This window comes from Streptomyces sp. DH10, from assembly GCF_029813805.1.
In the GTDB taxonomy this organism is placed as follows: Bacteria; Actinomycetota; Actinomycetes; order Streptomycetales; family Streptomycetaceae; genus Streptomyces; species Streptomyces coeruleofuscus.
In genome coordinates, this window is sequence record NZ_JARVKU010000004.1 from 227,143 (window position 1) to 245,968 (window position 18,826).

Below are 18,826 nucleotides of genomic sequence, written 5' to 3' on the forward strand. Positions count from 1 at the left end.
TCACCTGGTGAGAGCGGTTGCCGGTACGCGCTTGTAGTAGATCGTCGTCGGGCGCAGCTCGCCGTCGGGGCTCGCCGCGTAGTCGGGGATCGCGCCGATCGCGGTCCAGCCGGCGGACCGGTACAGCTGCTCGGCGGGGCTGCCGGTCTCGGTGTCCAGGTGCAGGAGGGTGACGCCCGCCTCGGCGGCAGCGCCCTCCGCCGTGGCCAGGAGCCCGCGTCCGAGGCCACGGCCGCGGGCGTCCCGGTGCACCATGAGTTTGACGACTTCGGCGCGGTGGCGGCTGTTCGGCTTGGCGGGGAAGGCCAGGCTCACGGTGCCCAGCACCCGGTCCCGGTCGTGCGCCGCCCACACGGCGAGCCGTCCCGCTGCCACGTCGGCGGCCCGTTCCTCCCACCAGGCGAGCGCCTCGGCGCGGTCGAGCGGAGCGAGGAAGCCGACCGAGGCACCGCCGTTCACGGTGTCGGTCAACAGGTCCGCCAACGCCCCGGAGCACCGGAGCAGTTGAGTCTCGTCCAGACGGATCACGGCCGCACCACCGCCAGCAGATACCGGACGCCGTCGGGATCGGCGCACCGGAACCGGGCCGGGCCCCACACGCGCATCCGCAGGCAGTCCCCGGCACCCAGGTGGTGTTCGGTGTCCTGCGCGGTCACGTCGAGGGCCCCCTCCAGGACCCAGATGTGCTGCTCCAGACCGGCCACGGGCGGACGGTCGTAGGCGATGTCGGCGCCGGCGGTGAGGCGTCCCTCGACGAGCTCGCCGCGCAGCGCGGAGTGCGGTGGTGACACGGACCGCCGTACGAAGCCGGAGGCCTGGTCCTGCCAGACGGGCTGGTCGGCGGTCCGCACCACGGGGGCCGGTTCGGCCTCTACCTCGCTGAGCAGCTGGGACATGGTCCGCCCGTAGACGGCGCACAGGCGGTTCAGGAGGGATGCCGTGGGGCTGATCTCCGCCCGCTCGGCCCGGGACAGCGTGGACCGGCTCACTCCGCTGCGGTCCGCCAACTCGCCCAGAGAGTAGCCGTGTTCGGTCCGCAGCTCGGCCAGGCGGGCACCCAGCCGGGTGTCGACCGCGTCCACGTCGTCGCTTCTCATATATGGGACGCTATCCCGGATATGAGACAGCCGCGTTAACGAGCCCTCACACCTGGGCCGCCGCACCGAGCGCGTCCAGCACCGGGCGGATCAGGGGATGCCCCTCGGCTCCCCGGCGTACGGCGGCGAAGACCCGCCGGGTGGGGGCCGTGCCGTCGACGGGACGGACGACCACTCCGGCGAGGTCCATGCCGCGCAGCGCCGAACGCGGCACGAGGGCGACGCCCGCGTCGGCGGAGGCGAGGGCGACGACCGCGCGGAAGTCGTCCGAGGAGTGCTCCATGCGGGGCTGGAAGCCGGCGTTCTCGCAGGCCAGGACCACCACGTCGTGGCAGGGATTGCCGGGGTACGGGCCGATCCACGAGTCCTTGGCCAGTTCGGCGAGCGGGACCTCCGCCGCGTCGGCCAGACGGTGGGTGACCGGCACGACCGCGTCGAAGGGCTCGGCATAGAGCGGCACATGGGTCAGTCGCGGGTCGTCGGCGGCCGGGGCGCCCCGGTACTCGACGGCGACGGCGACATCGACCTGCCGGTCCAGCACCATCGGCAGGCTGGCGTCGCCCTCGGCGTCCTGGACGCGGATGCGGATCCCGGGCGCCGACTCGGCGAGGCGGGCCACCGCGGGCGCGACGACCAGGACGATGCCGGTCGCGAAGGAGGCGACCGTGACGGTGCCGGCCGCTCCCGAGCTGTAGGCGGCCAGTTCGGCCTCGGCCCGCTCCAGCTGGGCGAGGACCGCGTTGGTGTGGCTGAGCAGGATCTCGCCGGCGGGGGTGAGGCGTACGCCCTTGGCGCCGCGCTCGACGAGCCGGTGCCCGGTCTCCTGCTCCAGCGCGGCGAGCTGCTGGGACACGGCCGACGGGGTCAGGTACAGCGCGGCGGCCGCCGCCGTCACCGTGCGGTGGTCGGCCACCGCACGGAGGATGTGGAGCCGCCGCGCTTCGATCATGCGATCGATTCTCTCAGGTCGCCGGTGTTTTTCAGCCGGCCAGCTCCGCCCGTGCCGCCACGAAGGCGTCGACCGCGCGGTTGACGTCCTCGGTCGAGTGCGCGGCCGACAGCTGGACGCGGATCCGGGCCTGGCCCTGCGGCACCACCGGGTACGAGAAGCCGATCACGTACACACCGCGCTCCAGCAGCAACTCCGCCATGCGCCCGGCGACCGCCGCGTCCCCGATCATCACCGGGGCGATGGCGTGGTCACCGGGGAGGACGTCGAAGCCCTCCTCGGTCATGCGGCTGCGGAAGAGGGCCGTGTTCTCGGCGAGCCGGACGCGCAGGTCGTCCGCCGACTCCAGCAGGTCGAGCACCTTCAGGGAGGCCGCCGCGATCACGGGGGCGAGGGTGTTGGAGAAGAGGTACGGCCGGGAGCGCTGGCGCAGCAGGGCGACGATCTCGGCGCGGGCGGCGACGTAACCGCCGGAGGCGCCGCCGAGCGCCTTGCCGAGGGTGCCGGTGATGATGTCGACGCGGTCCATGACGCCGTGCAGCTCGGGTGTGCCGCGGCCGCCGGGGCCGACGAAGCCGACGGCGTGCGAGTCGTCGACCATGACCATCGCGTCGTAGCGGTCGGCGAGGTCGCAGATCTCGCGCAGCGGGGCGACGTAGCCGTCCATGGAGAAGACGCCGTCGGTGACGATCAGCCTCCGGCGCGCGTCGGAGGCCTCCTTCAGCCGGGCCTCCAGCTCGGCGAGGTCGCGGTTGGCGTACCGCAGGCGGCGGGCCTTGGACAGGCGGATGCCGTCGATGATCGACGCGTGGTTGAGCGCGTCGGAGATGACCGCGTCCTCGGGGCCGAGCAGCGTCTCGAAGACGCCGCCGTTGGCGTCGAAGCAGGAGGAGTACAGGATCGTGTCCTCCTGGCCGAGGAACGCCGACAGCCGCGCCTCCAGTTCCTTGTGCACCTCCTGGGTGCCGCAGATGAAGCGGACGGACGCCATGCCGTAGCCCCAGCGGTCCAGGGCCTCGTGGGCGGCGGCGACGACCTCGGGGTGGTCGGCGAGGCCGAGGTAGTTGTTGGCGCAGAAGTTGAGGACCTCGCCCGGCCGGCCACCCGCGGTGACGTTCACGGTGGCGGACTGCGGGCTGCCGATCACGCGCTCGGGCTTGTGCAGTCCGGCGGCGCGGATCTCGTCCAGGGTGGCGCGCAGGTCGTCGCGCACGGAGTCGAACATGAGGGCTCCTGAAGTGCTTGGCGGTGAGGGGGAGTTACGCGGTCCAGTCGAGGATGACCTTGCCGCCGCGGCCGCTCGCCGCGTCGGCGAACGCCGCCTCGAAGTCGCGGAAGCCGTACCGGCCGGTGATCACGGGCGCGAGGTCGAGACCGCCTTCCAGCAGCACGGACATCGCGTACCAGGTCTCGAACATCTCGCGGCCGTAGACGCCCTTGACGGTGATCATCGAGGTGACGATCCGGGCCCAGTCGACGGGGAACTCCTGCGCGGGCAGGCCGAGCATCGCGATCCGGCCGCCGTGCGTCATGTTGGCGATCATGTCCCGCATGGCCTCGGGGCGGCCGGACATCTCCAGGCCGATGTCGAAGCCCTCGCGCAGGCCGAGCGTGCGCTGCCCGTCGGCGATGGTGGCGCCGGCGACATTGAGCGCGAGGCTGACACCGATCTTGCGGGCCAGTTCCAGCCGCTCCTCACTGACGTCGGTGATCATGACGTTGCGGGCTCCGGCGTGCCGGGCCACGGCGGCGGCCATCAGGCCGATCGGGCCCGCGCCGGTGATCAGCACGTCCTCGCCGACGAGCGGGAACGACAGCGCGGTGTGCACGGCGTTGCCGAACGGGTCGAAGATCGCGGCCACGTCGAGGTCGACGGGCACCCGGTGCACCCAGACGTTGGCGGCGGGCAGGGCCACGTACTCGGCGAACGCCCCGTCCCGGCCCACGCCCAGCCCGATGGTGGCCCGGCACAGGTGACGGCGGCCCGCCAGGCAGTTGCGGCACTTGCCGCACACCAGGTGGCCCTCGCCGCTCACCCGGTCGCCGACGGCGATGTCGGTGACGTCCCGCCCGGTCCCGACGACCTCGCCGACGAATTCGTGGCCGAGCACGAGCGGGGTGCGGATGGCCTGCTGCGCCCAGCCGTCCCAGGCCCTGATGTGCAGGTCGGTACCGCAGATGCCGGTGCGCAGCACCTTGATCAGTACGTCTCCGGGCCCGACGGCGGGCTCAGGGACGTCCGCGAGCCACAGTCCGGGCTCCGCCTTCTGTTTGACCAGCGCCTTCACCGCTACGGCTCCAGGGGATGAGTCCCGGGTCCGGGCACGCCGAAGGTGCCCCTGGGCCGGGAGAGGAGTGGAATCGCACAGCAATCTGCCGTACGGCGGCCGCACCGGTCCATCGAGGTTTTCTTAAGCGGCGCCTCAGCTTTCCTTCACGCCCGCGGGTGCGCCGCGGAAACCCGGGGCGTATCAGTAGGGCAGCCTGCCGTCCCAGCCCTCCAGCTGCACGACGAGCTGCGCCGCGTGTTCCTTGATGGCCGTCAGGCCCGGCTTCCCCCAGGGCCGGGGCCCGATGTCGGCGACGCTGACCGTGCCCAGCACCAGGCCCGAGCCGTCGATGAGCGGTGCTCCCAGATAGGAGCGGATACCGAACTCGTCGACCACCGGATTGCCCGCGAAGCGCGGATAGTCGTGGACGTCCTCCAGGACCAGGGCTTTGCGCCGCGCCACCACATGGGGGCAGAAACCGTGGTCGCGGGGCAGAGTACGGCCCACCCGGGGGCTGGAGCCGTCGCTCCGCACCACCGGCGCGACGGCCGGAACGTACAGCCCCGCGTAGAACTGGCCCCGCTCGTCCGGGAAGTTGACCATGGCGTACGGCGCCCCGGTGAACTCGGCGAGGCGGTGCGCGAAGGCGTCGAGTGCGGGTTCGGGGCGCTCCCCCAGGCCCAGCAGGCGCAGTCGGCCGGCTCGGGCGGGGGCCTCCTTGTCCTCGGGTGTGAGCAGTAGACGACCGGCCGGGCGCGGCGGGTCGTAGCTCATGGGCGTCCTCCCGGACTGTGGGCATGCGTCATATACGGGCTCCCTGGCGGGTGTTGGGGAATCACATGTGGGCGCCATACCCCGTCGTGGAGGCGGGCGCATGGGCGATGAGGTGACGCACGAGGGTCAGCAGGGTCTGGACCCCGGAGCTGGAGATCCGGGCGTCACAGCACACGACGGGGATCTCCTCGGAGAGATCGAGGGCCGCGCGCACCTCCTCGGGGTCGTAGCGGTAGGAGCCGTCGAACTCGTTCACGGCGACGATGAAGCCGAGGCCGCGCTGTTCGAAGAAGTCGACGGCCGCGAAACACTCCTCGAGGCGGCGGGTGTCGGCGAGGATGACCGCACCGAGCGCGCCCTCGCACAACTCGTCCCACATGAACCAGAACCGCTCCTGGCCGGGGGTGCCGAACAGGTACAGCACGTGTCTCGGGTCGAGCGTGATGCGGCCGAAGTCCATGGCCACGGTCGTCTCGACCTTGTTCTCGATGCCGTCGAGGTTGTCGGTCGCGGCACTGACGGTGGTGAGCAGCTCCTCCGTGCTGAGCGGCGCGATCTCGCTGACCGCGCCGACGAGGGTCGTCTTGCCCACGCCGAAGCCGCCCGCCACCAGGATCTTGAGGGCGGTGGGGAAGGGATCGCCGCCGTGGCCGGAAGCGTCGGCGTAGTCAGAGCTGTCGTCGTAGTCCATCGAGCACTGCCTCCAGAAGGGCCCGGTCCGTCGGGTTGTGGTGGAACGCGGGGGGCTTGGTGGTCAGCGCCCCGCAGTCGACGAGGTCCGCCAGCAGCACCTTGGTGACGGCCACCGGCAGTTTCAGATGGGCGGCGACCTCCGCGACCGCGACGGGCACACTGCACCGCTCGAGTGCCTGCGCGTGCTCGGGGCCGAGGTAGCCGAGGGGGGTCGCCCCAGTGGCCATCACCTGCGACATGAGGTCGAGCGCGACGGTGGGACGGGTGCGGCCGTTGCTGACCGTGAACGGGCGCACCAGCCGCCCGGCCGCGTCGTCGAGCCAGGGCCCGTCACCGGCCGCCGCCACGCTCAAGGCCTCATCGCCGGGGATTCGACGGACTGCTGGCGGGGAGCGGTGACCAGGTACGGGCGGACGCTCTTGACCAGCATCGCCATCTCGTAGCCGAGGACGGCCGCGTCGGCCTCACGGCCGGCGAGCACGGCCAGGCAGGTTCCGGAGCCGGCGGTGGTGACGAACAGCAGCGTCGAGGCCAGTTCGACCACGACCTGCCGGACGTCGCCGCCGTCGCCGAAGCGGACGCCGGCGCTGCGGCCGAGGGAGTACAGGCCGGAGGCCAGGGCGGCCATGTGGTCGGCGCTGTCCGGGTCGAGGCCGTGCACGGACTTCACGAGTCCGTCGCAGGACAGGAGCACCGCGGCGGTCGTGTGCGGTACGCGCTGCACGAGGCCGCTCATCAGCCAGTCGAGATCGGAAACATGGGCGGTCGGCGCATCGCTCGCCATGGTGGATCGACTCCTTGGGGTACGAAGGTCTGCGGGAGCGCTGGGGGTGGGGGTGGAAACGGGGGTGGTCATCCGGCGGGTGCGCTCCCGTCGTGCCGGGTGGTGGTGTGGTCGGGGCGGGACGCGGTCACACCGTCCCGGGCGCCGTGCGCCTCGGTGGTACGGGTCGCGTCCACGATGGGGAGGGACTCGGTGTGCACCGGCTCCATGGGGATCGGGTCCCTGTGTGCGGACTCCCAGTGTGTGGACTCCCGGTGTGTGAGCTCCCCGTATGTGGGCTCGCTGTGGGGCGGCTGCACGTGTACCGGCCCCGTGTGCGCCGACTCCATATGCGTCGGCTCCATGTGCGTCGGCTCCATGTCGCCCCACTCCGTGTGCCCGGCCTCCATGTGCTGTTGGGCTTCGGCGAGGCTGATGCCGCGCTGGAAGGCCGCCATCAGGCCGGGGTCGTGGCTGACGAGGTGGTCGGAGTCCTGGCGCGGCGTGGGACCGTCGCGCAGCTGCGGGGCGATGTGCTCCTGGGCGCGGCGGCGGGGCAGTTGGGGCTTGCCCATGGTGCCGCGCACGGTGCCGTTGCGCGGGGTCGGCGGCTCGGTCACGTTCTCGGCGAGGACGCGCCGGTCTTCGGCACTGATACCGGGCCGCGCCTCGGCCGGGTTGGACCGCTCCCGGTGGGTCCCGCGCACGGGCAGGGGCGCGGGCCGACCGCTCTGCGGGCTTCCGCCGGAGCCCCGTTCGGCCTCCTGGCGGGGCGCCCGGGATGCGGCGGGCGGGACAGACTGCGGCGCTTCGGGCGCGGCACCTGCCCCGGACGAGACTCCGTATCCCACCGGCGCGGGCGCTGATCCGGCCCCGGGCGAGCTTCCGGGCCCGGCCCCACCGGACGCGGCCCCCTCGGCCCGGGAGGTCCCCCTGGACGCCAGGCCGTCTCCTGCCCCGGCCGCGGACTGCCCGAGCTGTCCCTGCTGTCCGTTCTGCCGGGTCTGCCGCAGCGGTACGGCCGGGCGATCCGTACCGCCCGCCCCTCCCTCCGGCTGCCCGGTGCCCCCGGGCGCGCCCGTCTCCGCCCCCAGCAGCGCCTGCGGCACGACGAGCACCGCCTGTACCCCGCCGTAGATGTTGCTCTGGAGGCGGACGGTGATGCCGTGCCGCCTGGCCAGCTGCGAGACGACGAACAGCCCGATGCGGCCGTCCGCGAGGAGCCGGGCGACGTTGACCTGGTCCGGGTCGGCGAGCAGCGCGTTCATCCGCGTCTGCTCCTCCAGGGGCATGCCCAGTCCGCGGTCCTCGACCTCGACGGCGAGCCCGGAGGTGACGAGGTTGGCGCGCAGCAGCACCTGGGTGTGCGGGGCGGAGAACACCGTGGCGTTCTCGACGAGTTCGGCCAGCAGGTGGATGACGTCGGCCACGGCGTGTCCCCGCAGGGTGCCGTCGATCGGCGGCACGAGCTTGACCCGCGAGTACTGCTCGACCTCGGCGATGGCCGAGCGCAGCACCTCGGTCATGGAGACCGGGTTGCTCCACTGGCGGCGGGAGACGGCCCCGCCGAGCACGGCGAGGTTCTCGGCGTGACGGCGGATGCGGGTGGCGAGGTGGTCGACGTGGAAGAGCCCCTTGAGCAGGTCGGGGTCCTCCATCTCGTTCTCCAGCTCGTCGAGGATGGAGATCTCGCGGTGCACCAGCGACTGGAGGCGCCGGGCGAGGTTGACGAACACCTCGAGCTTCTGTTCGCTGCCCGCCTGGCTGGAGAGCTGTGAGGCCTGGACGACGGCGCTGAGGGCGCCGTCGTGCGCACGGGTCAGGTCGGCGCCGAGGAGTTCGAAGTCGTCGGCGCCCTCGGCGGGACCGCCCCGCTGACCGGCCGGCGGGCCGAGCTGCGGCGGTCCGTCGCCGCGGCGCAGCGTCTCGACCAGGGCGCGCAGGTCCGCCTCGCGCCGTGCGGTGGTGCGGCGCAGGACACCGATGCGGTCGTACACGGTCCGGGCGGCCCGGTTGGCGGCGACCGCGGCGACGACGATGCCGACGAGGGTCACCGAGACCGCCCCGGCGAGCACGGCCCACAGCATCGGTCCCGGCCGCGCTCCGGTGGACCGGACGGTGAAGAGGACGGCGGCACAGCCGCTGAGGGCGACGGCGGTGGGCGGCAGCACGGCGAGACGCAGCAGCTGGGGCCGTATATGGGTCTCGGGCAGCGCCGGTGCGGTGCGGGCGGCCGGCCGCCCATGCCGCCCGCCTTCACGGCGGTCTGCGCGTGCGGCCGGGGCGCGGAGGTGCGACATCGGTGTCCTCGAACTGGTCCGTCGGGCCTGGGTGCCAGGGGGGCTTGCGGTGGTACGACCGGGCTCACGGGGTCGCTTCCGCGCGCTCCGAGCCGTCAGTCCGGGCTCGCCCCGCTCCCGCCCTGCACCGCCGCGTCCGGGGTCCGTGCGCTGCCCGGGGCCGGAGGAGGCCACCACGGCGGCGCCCGTACCGGCGTCGGCCGTGCGCGGGCAGCGGGAATCCCCCTCGCGTCGACTCCCTCGTCCGCCTTGCGCCTGCACGTGCCGGTCCCCACTCCCTGATCCGCCTGTTTCCCGACGGACACTGACAGTAGTCGTCAGCGCATCATGTGCGGTGGGCAGTTGACAAACTCATACGGTGAGCGTCCCGCTCTGGTATGAGGTCTCGTACGACAGACCGATAACTCCGAGACACGTCCGAGCACGACCGAAAGCAGTTCGATCCGACCTGGTCAGAAGCCGTCACACAGACACGGCGAGGGCCGGGGAGCCTCACGCTCCCCGGCCCTCGCCGCCTGCCCGCCGTCCGCTCCGGCTCAGCCCGCCGGAAGCGTTTCAGGGTCCTCCGTGCCCTTTCCCGCCTTGCCCTCTTCGTCACTCAACGTATCGGCCTGGGCCACGGCTGCCGCGTTCGACGCGGTCCTGATCGTGGCGTCGGCGAGGGTTTCGCCGGCCGGGAAGCCACCCGTCGGGGCGAGCGCCACCCCACGCCACCACGGCTCGGACGGGACCGTCCCGGCCGTGGGCTCGAAGGGTTCACCGGGGTGCGGCAGGGCGATCCGGGCGCCCACGTCACGGGCGGCCGCCAGCGTCCCCTCGCCGGGCTCCGCCCAAGGGTGGGTCGCCAGGTTGAACGTGGCCCAGTGGATCGGCAGCATCGGGCCGTGCTCCGGTCCGCCCTGGAGGTCGAGGTGGGCGCGCATGCCCTCCTCGGGAGTCATGTGGATGTCGGGCCAGAAGTCGGAGTACGCGCCGATCTGGATCATCGTGGCGTCGAACGGTCCGTGCTCCGCGCCGATCTCCTGGAAGCCGTCGAAGTAGCCGGTGTCGCCGCTGTGGTAGATCCGGTGCTCGTCACCGGCGACGACCCAGGAGGCCCACAGGGTGTGCTGGGTGTTGCGCAGCCCCCGGCCGCAGAAGTGGCGGGCCGGAGTGGCGGTCAGGGTGAGGCCGCCGATCTTCGTGGCCTCGTGCCAGTCCAGTTCGCGCAGCCGGCCGGCGGACACGCCCCAGCGCTCCAGGTGCTCACCGACGCCGAGCGGTACGGCGAACAGCGTGTCGGTGCCGGCCAGGCCCTTGATGGTGGGCATGTCCAGGTGGTCGTAGTGGTCGTGCGAGATGACCACGACGTCGACCGGGCCGAGCGCGGCCAGCGGCAGGGGCACCGGGTGCAGCCGCTTGGGGCCGGCGAAGGGGAACGGGGAGCACCGCTCGCCCCACACCGGGTCGAAGAGAACACGCCTGCCGTCGATCTCGGCGAGCACGCTGGAGTGCCCCATCCAGGTCAGCCGCAGCCCGGTGGCCGGCGGCCGGGCGATGTCGGCGAGGGTGGTGGCGTGCACCGGCACGGTGCCCTTCGGACTGCGGCGGGGCCGGGTCTCCTTGTCGAAGAAGACCTTCGCGAAGTCCAGGGCGGAGCCCGAGGGCCGGGTCCGCGCGGGGCCGCCGGGGTTCCGGAAGACCCCGTTCTCGAAGTGGGGCGATCTGCGGATGCGCGCCATGCGCTCCCCGCTCGGGTCCGCGCCGAACGCGCCGGGCCGGAGCGCGCGGAGCCCGGAGCTCAGAGAACGGAAACCGGCCACGGTACCTCCAGGTGGAGTCGGTCAGGCTTTCCATTATGGGCGGCCCCTCCGGCAACACTGGGCCGCAGGGGTCCCACGACGGTGATACTGAACCGATATTCAGTAATCACGGCGAAGGAGCCCGCATGGCCAGTCCCCTGCTGTCCGTCACCTGGACCGACCACATCACCGGCCGTCAGGGCTTCCTGGTCGTCGACCGGCTGGTGCGCGGTGTCGCCAGCGGCGGCCTGCGGATGCGCCCGGGCTGCACCCTGGACGAGGTCACCGGCCTGGCACGCGGCATGACCATGAAGGAGGCCCTCCACTACGACCCCGACAGCCGCTACGTCCCGCTCGGCGGCGCCAAGGGCGGCATCGACTGCGACCCGCGCGATCCGGAGGCCTACCCGCTGCTGGTGCGGTATCTGCGCGCCATGCGGCCGCACATCGAGAGCTTCTGGACGACCGGCGAGGACCTCGGACTCAGCCAGGACCTGGTGGACCGGGCCGCGGCCGAGGCGGGGCTGGTCTCCTCCATCCAGGCCGTGTACCCGCTGCTGGAGGACGGGGCCGAGGCCCGGCGGCGGCTCGGGGACGCGTTCGCGGTGGAGGTGGACGGGATCGGCCTGGACGAGCTGGTCGGCGGCTGCGGAGTGGCCGAGGCGGCCCTCACGGCGCTGGACCGTTCCGGGGTGCCCCACGCGGGAACGCGGGTCGCCCTCCAGGGGCTCGGCACCATGGGCGGGGCCACCGCGCGCTTCCTCGGCCGCGCGGGACTCACCGTCGTGGCCGTCGCGGACATCAAGGGCACGATCGCCAACCCGGCGGGGCTCGACATCGAGGCGCTGCTCGCCGCGCGGGATGCCCATGGCACGGTGGACCGTTCCGTGCTGCGCCCCGGCGACCGCGAACTGCCGGGCGACGCCTGGCTGTCGGCCGACGCGGACGTCCTGGTGCCCGCCGCCGTCTCGTACGCGATCGACGCCGGGAACCAGGGGCGGATCACCGCCCGCTGGGTCGTCGAGGCGGCCAACATGCCCGTACGGCCGGAGGCGGAACTGCTGCTGGCCGCACGGGGCGTGACCGTACTGCCGGACGTCGTGGTCAACTCCGGGACGAACGCCTGGTGGTGGTGGACGCTGTTCGGGGACATCGGCGCCGACGCCGAGGAGGCGTTCGCGCACACACGCCGCTCGATGCGGTCCCTGGTCGAGCGGATGCTGGCCCGCGCACAGTCCGACGGCACGACACCGCGGGCCGCCGCCCACGCGCTCGTGGCGGACCGGCTGCCGGTCATAGCGGAACGCTTCGGCTGGTACCGCTGACGGACGGCGAGGCACCCGCGGGCACCTCGCCGGACCGGCCGAATACACACGTCAAGCGGGTCCACGCGCGTGTGTAGGGTGACGGCGTGACGAGAGTCCGGTTGACCGTGGCGGAACGGCGCGGCGAACTGCTGCGGGCCGCCGTCGAGCAGATCGAGGCCCGGGGTGTGGCGGCGGTCAGGATCGCCGACGTGGCCTCGGCGCTCGGCGTGAGCAACGCGCTGGTGCTCTATCACTTCTCGACCAAGGAGAAGCTGGTCGCCGCAGCGTTCCGGCACGCGGCCGAGGCCGACCTCGCCCATCTGCGCAGGCTCCTCGGCCGCCGTACGTCGGCACTGCGCCGGCTGCGGTCGGCCGTACGGTGGTACGCCCCGACAGGCCAGGCCAAGGGCTGGCCGCTGTGGATCGAGGGCTGGGCGGCGGCACTGCGCGAGCCCGCGCTGCGTGAGGTCACCCAGGACCTCGACAGGCAGTGGAAGGCGGCCCTCGCCGAGGTCATCGCGGAGGGCGTGGCGGCGGGCGAGTTCCCCTGCCCCGACCCGCACGGCACGGCCCTCCGCCTCACCGCCTTCCTCGACGGCCTCGCCGTCCAGCTGACGTCCTACGCGGGCGCGCTGCCGCGGGCCCGGGCGCAGGAGTGGGCCGAGGAAGCGCTGGCTCGCGAACTGGGCCTGGAATCCGCGGCCTTGACCCGGCCCTGACCGGTCCGGCCACCCGGGAGAGCCATCCATCCGCTGTCTATGCGCGATTGCCGGTGCCGTCCGAGGCCGTCTCGGGTTTGGTGTGGAGGACCTCGCGGGCCTGCTCCGCGGCGCGGATGAGGCTCTCGGCGACGAAGTCGACGAAGCGCGCGATGTTCTCGAGGCGGGTGGCGGCCGGGGTGTCGGGGCCGAGGACGCCGACGCCCTGCCGTGCGGTCTCGGCGAGCTGGGCGCTGGACCGGGCGCTGGCGATCATCGACTGGTAGAAGACGTCGTCGTCGACGGCGTAGCGCTCGCGGCGGCCCTCGTCGCGTTCCCGGCGGATGAGGCCCTGACTTTCGAGGAACGCGACCGCTTTGGAGACGGACGCCGGGCTGACCTGGAGATGCCGGACGAGTTCGGACGCGGTGAGGCTGCCCGCGTCGGTGGTGTAGAGGCAGGTCAGCACCCGGGACATCATCTTGGGCAGGCCCTGCCCCATCAGGAGGGTCGTGAACATCTCCTCGTACTCGCGCACGGCCTCGACGTCGCGCCCGTGGCCCAGCGCGGGCGCCTCCGCTCCCCGGGGCGTGGCCTGCCTGCGCCGGCGGGTGCGGCGTTCGGTGGCGCGGTGGGCCAGGTCGGCGCGGTAGGTGGTGGGCCCGCCGTTGCGCATCACCTCACGCGTGACCGTCGAGGTCGGACGATCGAGACGTCTGGCGATCTCCGCGTAGGCGAGGCCGTCGGCCAGCCCCTGCGCGATCTGCTGGCGTTCCTGCTGGCTGAGCCTGCCTCCCGGCATCGCGGTCTCCTTCGTGTTGCCCGACGCGTCGAGCATAGCGTTCACTTTCCATTCATTGCAACGAGCATGCGGCGATCGTTGCATTAAAACTAAGCCCATTGCAACGTTTTCACGCATTTGAACTCGGATAATAGCAATCAAGCGCAACAAGTATGTTACTGCGACCATGAACGCAACGTAGCTTTTCCATTGTTCGAAACGAAGAGTCGAAGGAGTGGTACAGCCATGTTGCAGAAGGCCCTTCAGGAGATCGTCGACTCCGGTTGCACCGGGGTGCAGTTGCGCGTGCACGACGAGCGGGGCGAGTGGGTCGGCAGCGCAGGGGTCGGCAGGCTGGGCGAGAGTGCCGAGCCTCCGACCGACGGACACTGCCGGATCGGCAGCAACACGAAGACCTTCATCGCGACCCTGGTGCTGCAACTGGTGGCGGAAGGCGGGATCGGGCTGGACACCCCGGCGGATGAATACCTGCCCGCGCTCCGGCTGGACCGGCGGATCACGGTACGGATGCGGCTCCAGCACACCAGCGGGGTGTTCAACTTCACCGGCGATCTCGACGACCCAGGACCTCCACACGTTCATCTCCGCCCTCATGCGCGGCAAGCTCCTGCCGCCTTCGCTGCTGGCCGAGATGTGCAAGCCGCATCCCAAGGCGGGTTACGGCCTGGGGGTGTTCGTGCAGGAAACGGAGCGCGGCGGCACGATCATCACCCACAACGGCGGCATCACGGGCCACGCGGCACTGATGTACAGCACGCCCGACGGCAGCAAGACCCTGACCGCCGCGCTGAACTATGTGGACGACGCGACGATGTCACTGGCCGGACCGTTCCAGGAGGTGACGCGGATGCTGGTCAGGGAGGTGTTCTGAGGACAGTGGTCACGCCGGGCTCGGCGTGAGCGGATCAGCGGTTGTCCTGGGGTACTTCCAGATGGGCGAGGGTCGAGCTGCGCATCTCCGTGGCGAAGACGCTGCGTCGGGTCACCAGCAGGCGGTGGGCTTTCGACAACTGGGTGGGCAGCGCCACCGCCTCCTCGGCGACGATCCGCCGATGCGAGCGGTCCAGCTCCACACGCAGGATCAGATCCAGGACACGGTCGCTGATGATGGACGAGCCCAGGAGCCACAGCCCCGGCCCGCGGCCCGACTTGGGCGGGTCGAAGGCGATGTGCAGCAGACCGGCCGAGCGCGCCATGGGAGAGGACAGGCGGTACCAGGTGATCCGGCCGTGCTCGTCGATCCTCCCGAAGCTGCCCGTGCCGCCGTCCTCCGTACCGAGCAGCGCCACCCACAGCGCGTCGAGACAGGCGATCACCCCGGCGGGGGTGGCACCGCGCTCGGGCGGAATCGCGATCTGGGTCGTCGTACGGCCGGACGGGAAGGGAATCCGCAGCAGGGAACCGGCCTTGTCCTGGCTCGCGTAGCACTCCCCGCTCACCGGGTGCCGGCCGACGAAGATCGGCTGCGCGCGGGCCTCGAAGAACCAGTGACGGTCGGGGTGACGGTGGTCGATGGCCAGCACCTGGTTGCTGCCCTTGAGGCTGACCCACAGCAGGTCGCCGTACTCCCCCACGTAGTGAGGGCCCAATCCGCCGGCGGGGAGCGGGATGTCGCGCAGTACCCGCGGCGCCGCCTGCAACGAGTGCGGGGCCGGGTCCAGCAGCAGCAAGTGGTGCGCACCTTCCAGCGTGGCCCAGATCCGGCCCGGATAACGGGTGGAGGCGGCCAGGCCGTGCGGCAGGTCCGCGTCGTCTCCCAGCGGGAACTGCGCCAGCCCGGTGACCTGTTCGGTGTGCGGGTCCAGGGAGAGCTTGAGCAGTCGGCTCGGGTACCACTGGGTGACGAGAAGCAGCGGGGCGCCGGGCACCTTCACCGGTTCGTGGGTCTGCCCGGCCTCGGGAAGGGCGTACTCCCTCAACGACCGGCTCCGGAGCGCGTCCGGCGTGGCGGGGCCAGAGCCGGCAGGTGCGGCCGACGCGGCGTCCGGACCGAGCGCGAGACCGGCTCCTCCCGCGGCGCCGAGCGCGACAAGCCCTCGCTGAAACGTACGACGGTCCATGGAGTCCTCCGTGGTCCGAGCCGTTTGCCGTCCCGTCCGACGGGTGGAAGAGACGGCACTCACCAAGCGCGCGACGCACATGATTCACGGCAATGGTCACTGTTTGCGCAAAAAGCGAGGCCCGCCTCGCAGTGATCACTCTTTCGAGCAAGCACATCGCAAGCGAGGTGAACCGCAAAGAGTTCTTCGCGAAGACCCCTTTGCGAAGAACCCTTTGCGAACTACCGTGTCTCGTATGGCTGATGCAGTGGAGGGGCCGGAAGCCCCGAGCGGTGAAGAGGACTCGGTTGTCCTGGATGCCAAGGGGCTGCGTGCCCTGGCGCATCCCGTGCGCGTGCAGTTGGTCGGGCTGTTGCGGAAATTCGGCCCCTCGACGGCCACCCGCCTCGCGGAGCGGCTGGGCGTGAACTCCGGTACGGCCAGCTACCACCTCCGACAGCTCGGCGCGGCCGGTTTTGTCGAGGAGGACACCGAACGCGGCAACGCGCGAGAGCGCTGGTGGCGTTCGGTGCACCGGACGACCTGGTTCAACGATCCGGAGCTGGCCGAGCGGGAACCCGAGGCCGCACTGGCCTACCAGCAGTCCGTCGCCGCCATCTACACCCTGCGCACGCAGCAGACCCTGAACGGGCTTCAGACGATGCCCCGCGCATGGCGGAACACCTTCGACATGAGCGACTGGGCCCTGCGGCTCACGCCCGAGGAAGCCACCGCCCTGTACCGGGACTTGACGGAAGTCATCGCGCGCTACCGGCGAGACGCGCCGGAGACGGCGGCAAGCGCCCCCGAGGGAGCCGAACGGGTCGCCCTGATCACACAGATCCTGCCCGAACTGGATGCGCCTGCCGCGCCGTCGCCCCCTTCCGGCCCTCAGGAAGAGGAAGGAAGTCCGACGTCATGACCGACGACGCCTCGGAGGCCGGCGGCTTACCCGGCAAGAGATCCCTACGGCCGCTGGGCGGGGTGCTGGCGGCCATGGCCGTGTCGCTGACCGGCACTCGGATCTCCGTCGTGGCACTGCCCTGGTTCGTCCTCGTCACAACCGGCAGCGCCACTCAGACCGGACTGGTCGCCTTCTGCGAGATGGCTCCCTACGTGGTGGTCAAGGCGTTCACCGGACCGCTGGTGGACCGGATCGGCCCGCGGGCCGTTTCCTGGACCACCGATCTGGCCAGCGCGACCGCCGCCGCGGCGGTTCCCCTGCTCCACACCCTGGACCTGCTGTCCTTTCCGCTCCTGCTGGCCCTGGTCGCGCTGATCGGCGCGGCGCGTGGACCCGGCGACCTGGCCAAGGAGGTGATGGTCCCGGAAGCGGCCGAGCGCGGCCGGGTGCCACTGGAGCGGGCCACCGGTCTGTCCGGTGTGACCGAGCGGCTCGCCTCCACCGTCGGCCTGGCGGCCGGCGGATCCCTGGTGGCGCTGCTCGGTCCCCTGACCGGACTGGCCGTCAACGCGGTCTGCTTCGCGCTCGGATCGCTGATCATCAAACTCGCGCTACCTCGCGGCATGGGGCACGCGGTGGAGGAAGCCCCCTCGCGGACCGGAGGAACGTCACCGGGCTACTGGCGGCGGTTCGGCGAGGGCTTCACCTTCCTGCGCGGCGAGCCGCTGCTGCTCACCGTCATCGCCATGGTCGGCATCACCAACCTGCTGGACGCGGCGCTCAACTCGGTGCTCATACCCGTCTGGGCCAGAGAGTCCGGCAACGGGCCGACCGCGATCGGCCTCATGGGCAGCGTGATGGGGGCCGCGGCGGTCGGCGGCAGCCTGATCGCCACAGTGGTCGCGCACCGGCTGCGGCGGCGGGTGGTGGTTCTCACCGGATTCCTGCTGGTCGGAGCACCGAGGTTCCTGATCCTCGCCTTCGACGCCCCGTTGGGCGTGGTACTGGCCGTCTTCGCGGTCAGCGGGTTCGGTGCCGGCTTCGTCAACCCGGTGCTGGGAGCCGTCCTCGTCGAGCGAGTGCCGCGCCAGATGCTGGGCCGGGTCAACGCGCTCGGTGACTCGCTGGCCTGGGCCGGTATCCCTCTCGGCGGGCTGGTCGCCGGACCGACGGTGACCGCTGTCGGACTCGTGCCGGTGCTGCTCGCCTGCGGCGCCGCGTACTTCCTCACCACGAACCTGGCCGGACTGCGGCCGGAATGGCGCGACATGGACCGTACGCGTGGGCGGGGCGCCCTGAAGCCGCAGACCAAGGACGAAGAGATCCCCCGAGGCAGTGCGAATGCAGTGACATGACCTCCACGCGCCCTTGCCCAGGACGCGCCCGCGCCCGCCTACGGCGAGAAGGGGACGTGTCGGGGGGCCGCCCGCAGCGGTTGGCGCGTCGACGCCAGTCAGTCGGCGTCCGGCCCCATCGCGCCGTTCCGAGGACGGACACCCCCCGGCGCGGCCCCGACCCACCACCACCGCGCAGGCGCAGGCGGCGCACCCCCACCGAAGCCGCACAGGCCGCCGCAGGCACCCCGCCCAACAACCGCCGGGGGCACGCGCACGCCCGCCCCCTCACGCCACCGCAGCGATCCGCATCCTGATGTCCTCCGGCGACAGAGCCCCCTTGGCCGTCACGTGATCCCCCGACGACTCCCCACGCAGCCGCCGCCCGATCCACGGCACCAGGAACTCCCGCGCCCAGTGCACATCGTCCCGCCGGACCTCGAGCGGCCCGCGGGCCGGAAGCGGCGGCCACGGCTGCTCCGGGTCGGCCGGAACCTCCAGCCCGAGCACCTGCCCCGCGCGCAGCGCCACTCGCGTGTGCCCCTCGGGCGACAGGTGCAGCCGGTCGGCGTCCCAGGCCCTGCGGTCCTGGACGCTGCGCAGGGACCACAGGTCGAGGACAGGGCAGCCGTACCGGTCGGCGATGGCCCGGACATGCCCGTTGTACGTCGCGATCTTGCCGCGCAGGTGCTTGAGCACGGGCATCCCCCGGGTGTCGAACCCGGTCGTCACCATCACCGTGCCGGCCACGGCGGTGAGCCGCACGAGGGCCCGCTCGAACCGCTCGGCCACCTCGTCCGGGTCGGTTCCGGGCCGGAGGATGTCGTTGCCCCCGGCGCAGAACGAGACGAGGTCGGGGGCCATTTCGACGGCCCGCGGAACCTGGTCCGCCACGATCTGGTCGAGGAGCTTCCCGCGCACCGCGAGGTTGGTGTACCGGAAGTCGCCTTCGGGCCGCCGGTCGGCGAGCAGGACGGCGAACCGGTCGGCCCAGCCGACGAACGCCCCGTCGGGGCCGGGGTCACCGACGCCCTCGGTGAAGCTGTCCCCCACCGCCACGTACGACCCGATCACTGCTCTGCTGTCACTCTTCGAATCGTCTGCCACAGCCGCTC

The 18,826-nt window shown here is 71.9% G+C and carries 18 protein-coding genes and 1 pseudogene; 5 read left to right on the forward strand and 14 right to left on the reverse strand.

Going from position 1 to position 18,826, the window contains the following annotated elements:
• The 11 genes from QC385_RS10490 to QC385_RS10540 all read right to left on the reverse strand — a co-directional run bounded on the left by QC385_RS10490 (position 1) and on the right by QC385_RS10540 (position 10,648).
• Positions 1 to 528, reverse strand: coding sequence for a GNAT family N-acetyltransferase (locus tag QC385_RS10490; RefSeq protein ID WP_279540991.1), 528 nt, complete (start codon positions 526 to 528; stop codon positions 1 to 3).
• The gene (locus QC385_RS10495) at positions 525 to 1,097 is read right to left on the reverse strand and encodes a helix-turn-helix domain-containing protein (RefSeq protein ID WP_279540992.1); all 573 of its coding nucleotides are present in this window, start codon (positions 1,095 to 1,097) and stop codon (positions 525 to 527) included. The genes QC385_RS10490 and QC385_RS10495 overlap by 4 nt, the downstream gene beginning before the upstream one ends.
• Positions 1,098 to 1,143: 46 nt before the next feature.
• Positions 1,144 to 2,046 carry a LysR family transcriptional regulator gene (locus tag QC385_RS10500; protein ID WP_279540993.1) on the reverse strand — a complete coding sequence of 301 codons (903 nt, stop codon included), beginning with the start codon at positions 2,044 to 2,046 and terminating at the stop codon, positions 1,144 to 1,146.
• 31 nt (positions 2,047 to 2,077) lie between these two features.
• Entirely contained in the window at positions 2,078 to 3,271 is a 1,194-nt protein-coding gene (locus QC385_RS10505) for a glycine C-acetyltransferase (RefSeq protein ID WP_279540994.1), read from the reverse strand.
• 34 nt (positions 3,272 to 3,305) lie between these two features.
• Entirely contained in the window at positions 3,306 to 4,334 is a 1,029-nt protein-coding gene (tdh, locus tag QC385_RS10510) for an L-threonine 3-dehydrogenase (protein WP_279540995.1), read from the reverse strand.
• 183 nt (positions 4,335 to 4,517) lie between these two features.
• Positions 4,518 to 5,090: a GAF domain-containing protein gene (locus QC385_RS10515; RefSeq protein ID WP_279540996.1), complete on the reverse strand. Its 573-nt coding sequence runs from the start codon at positions 5,088 to 5,090 to the stop codon at positions 4,518 to 4,520.
• A 61-nt stretch (positions 5,091 to 5,151) separates the two neighbouring features.
• Complete coding sequence (locus tag QC385_RS10520) at positions 5,152 to 5,781, reverse strand: GTP-binding protein (protein WP_279540997.1); 630 nt, start codon at positions 5,779 to 5,781, stop codon at positions 5,152 to 5,154.
• The gene (locus QC385_RS10525) at positions 5,759 to 6,130 is read right to left on the reverse strand and encodes a DUF742 domain-containing protein (protein ID WP_010044672.1); all 372 of its coding nucleotides are present in this window, start codon (positions 6,128 to 6,130) and stop codon (positions 5,759 to 5,761) included. Before QC385_RS10525 ends, QC385_RS10520 begins: the two co-directional genes overlap by 23 nt.
• Before the next feature lie 2 nt (positions 6,131 to 6,132).
• On the reverse strand, positions 6,133 to 6,567 hold the full coding sequence (locus tag QC385_RS10530; RefSeq protein ID WP_010044671.1) for a roadblock/LC7 domain-containing protein: 435 nt from the start codon (positions 6,565 to 6,567) through the stop codon (positions 6,133 to 6,135).
• Between the two features lie 68 nt (positions 6,568 to 6,635).
• Positions 6,636 to 8,846: an ATP-binding protein gene (locus tag QC385_RS10535; protein WP_279540998.1), complete on the reverse strand. Its 2,211-nt coding sequence runs from the start codon at positions 8,844 to 8,846 to the stop codon at positions 6,636 to 6,638.
• Between the two features lie 536 nt (positions 8,847 to 9,382).
• Positions 9,383 to 10,648 (reverse strand): MBL fold metallo-hydrolase, encoded by a 1,266-nt coding sequence (locus QC385_RS10540; protein ID WP_279540999.1) that lies wholly within the window; start codon positions 10,646 to 10,648, stop codon positions 9,383 to 9,385.
• A gap of 125 nt (positions 10,649 to 10,773) precedes the next feature.
• Here QC385_RS10540 and QC385_RS10545 point away from each other — a divergent pair, with 125 nt between their 5' ends.
• Together QC385_RS10545 and QC385_RS10550 are read left to right on the forward strand one after the other, a co-directional pair.
• Positions 10,774 to 11,952 (forward strand): glutamate dehydrogenase, encoded by a 1,179-nt coding sequence (locus tag QC385_RS10545; protein WP_279541000.1) that lies wholly within the window; start codon positions 10,774 to 10,776, stop codon positions 11,950 to 11,952.
• Between the two features lie 86 nt (positions 11,953 to 12,038).
• A complete protein-coding gene (locus tag QC385_RS10550; RefSeq protein WP_279541001.1) occupies positions 12,039 to 12,653 on the forward strand; it encodes a TetR/AcrR family transcriptional regulator in 615 nt (204 codons plus the stop codon).
• A gap of 37 nt (positions 12,654 to 12,690) precedes the next feature.
• Here the strand turns inward: QC385_RS10550 and QC385_RS10555 are convergent, their stop codons facing one another.
• On the reverse strand, positions 12,691 to 13,434 hold the full coding sequence (locus QC385_RS10555) for a helix-turn-helix domain-containing protein (protein ID WP_279541241.1): 744 nt from the start codon (positions 13,432 to 13,434) through the stop codon (positions 12,691 to 12,693).
• 225 nt (positions 13,435 to 13,659) lie between these two features.
• Between QC385_RS10555 and QC385_RS10560 the strand changes: the two are divergent.
• Positions 13,660 to 14,305 (forward strand): annotated as a pseudogene (locus QC385_RS10560) (serine hydrolase domain-containing protein).
• 34 nt (positions 14,306 to 14,339) lie between these two features.
• Here the strand turns inward: QC385_RS10560 and QC385_RS10565 are convergent.
• Entirely contained in the window at positions 14,340 to 15,494 is a 1,155-nt protein-coding gene (locus QC385_RS10565; protein ID WP_279541002.1) for a hypothetical protein, read from the reverse strand.
• 235 nt (positions 15,495 to 15,729) lie between these two features.
• Between QC385_RS10565 and QC385_RS10570 the strand changes: the two genes are divergently transcribed.
• Positions 15,730 to 16,395 (forward strand): ArsR/SmtB family transcription factor, encoded by a 666-nt coding sequence (locus QC385_RS10570; RefSeq protein WP_279541003.1) that lies wholly within the window; start codon positions 15,730 to 15,732, stop codon positions 16,393 to 16,395.
• The gene (locus QC385_RS10575) at positions 16,392 to 17,732 is read left to right on the forward strand and encodes an MFS transporter (RefSeq protein WP_279541004.1); all 1,341 of its coding nucleotides are present in this window, start codon (positions 16,392 to 16,394) and stop codon (positions 17,730 to 17,732) included. The genes QC385_RS10570 and QC385_RS10575 overlap by 4 nt, the downstream gene beginning before the upstream one ends.
• Positions 17,733 to 17,999: 267 nt before the next feature.
• Here the strand turns inward: QC385_RS10575 and QC385_RS10580 are convergent, their stop codons facing one another.
• Positions 18,000 to 18,785: an SGNH/GDSL hydrolase family protein gene (locus QC385_RS10580; RefSeq protein WP_279541242.1), complete on the reverse strand. Its 786-nt coding sequence runs from the start codon at positions 18,783 to 18,785 to the stop codon at positions 18,000 to 18,002.
• Positions 18,786 to 18,826 lie beyond the last annotated feature (41 nt).